This window comes from Pseudomonas saxonica (assembly GCF_007858365.1).
Classification (GTDB): Bacteria; Pseudomonadota; Gammaproteobacteria; order Pseudomonadales; family Pseudomonadaceae; genus Aquipseudomonas; species Aquipseudomonas saxonica.
This window is the reverse complement of record NZ_VFIO01000035.1, coordinates 1-1,177: the sequence shown is the minus strand read 5'-3', so window position 1 is coordinate 1,177 and position 1,177 is coordinate 1. Positions and strand designations below refer to the sequence as shown.

1 protein-coding gene is annotated in these 1,177 nt (G+C 54.2%); it reads left to right on the top strand.

What is annotated here, in order from left to right; genetic code table 11:
* Positions 1 to 59: 59 nt before the first annotated feature.
* Positions 60 to 1,160 carry an IS5 family transposase gene (locus FJD38_RS24400; protein ID WP_146388041.1) on the top strand — a complete coding sequence of 367 codons (1,101 nt, stop codon included), beginning with the start codon at positions 60 to 62 and terminating at the stop codon, positions 1,158 to 1,160.
* The last annotated feature ends 17 nt before the right edge of the window (positions 1,161 to 1,177 follow it).

Here is a 1,177-nt window from a genome sequence, read left to right as displayed (position 1 = left end):
AGAGGGTGTTTACAAATAAAACGCTGATAACATGCGACCAACATCGTATTCGTGGAAGCCTGTCAGTGGCCAACATCAAAATTAGACCTGAGCACGAAGTGCTTCTGGTTCAAATAGTTAAATCTGATCCGACTATTACGCTACTCGAAATTCGTCGTGAGTTTGCTCGCCGAACAGGCATTTCGATAACCAAGCGCCCTGTGATCAGTGCTCTTGAGCGGCAAGGTGTAGTGCTTGTTCCCAGCAATAAGGCTGTTGTCATCGAGAAGGCCCCGGCCGAACCACCGCGATATGGTTACACAGAAGCCCATCGTCGGCTCGAACCGGAGCAGGACTATCCCAGCAGTCTGACCGATGCAGAATGGGTGCTTGTCCAAGATATTTTCGAAAACAAAGGGCGCGGAGTTCCCCCGCGCATCAGCCGCCGCGTGGTGGTAGATGCGTGCTGTTACGTCGTTCGCAGCGGTTGTGCTTGGCGGATGCTGCCACAGCATTTTCCGCGTTGGCAGAACGTCTACCGAACATTTAGGCGTTGGAGTGAGCAAGGTAAGTTCGAGAACATGCATGATCGGTTGCGCCAGCAATGGCGCGAACGCGAAGCCCGTGCGACAGAGCCAACGGCAGCAGTGCTGGATTCGCAGTCAACTCGGGGTTCGGCGCAAGGGGGCGAAACGGGTTTTGATGGCGGCAAGAAGGTTAAAGGGCGAAAGCGCCATCTCCTGGTCGATACACTGGGACTGCTATTGGCTGTAAGCGTTACTGCGGCAAACATCCAAGATCATGCGGGCGCACACCCCATTGTGGCCGACGGATTCGCTAAATATCCAAGTATCCAAACGCTGTACGTAGACAATGGCTACGCAGGGCAATGTGCGCAAACAATCTCGCAGCGCCATGACGTTCAGGTCAAAGTTATCAGGCATCCGGCCAACAAAAATGTTGGGCGTTGGGTGGACTCACAACAGCTGGATCTATTCGTAGTACAAGCAGACGCGAAGGGGTTTGTCCCGCAGGCGAAACGCTGGGTCGTCGAGCGATCCCACGCCTGGAATGATCGGGCTCGACGACTTGCAGTTCATTACGATCGGCTGCCACGAATCGCCGAGGCATGGGTATGGCTGGCTCAGGGAAGAATGCTGCTACGCAGGTTGACTGCTTAGTTTTGTAAACACCCTCT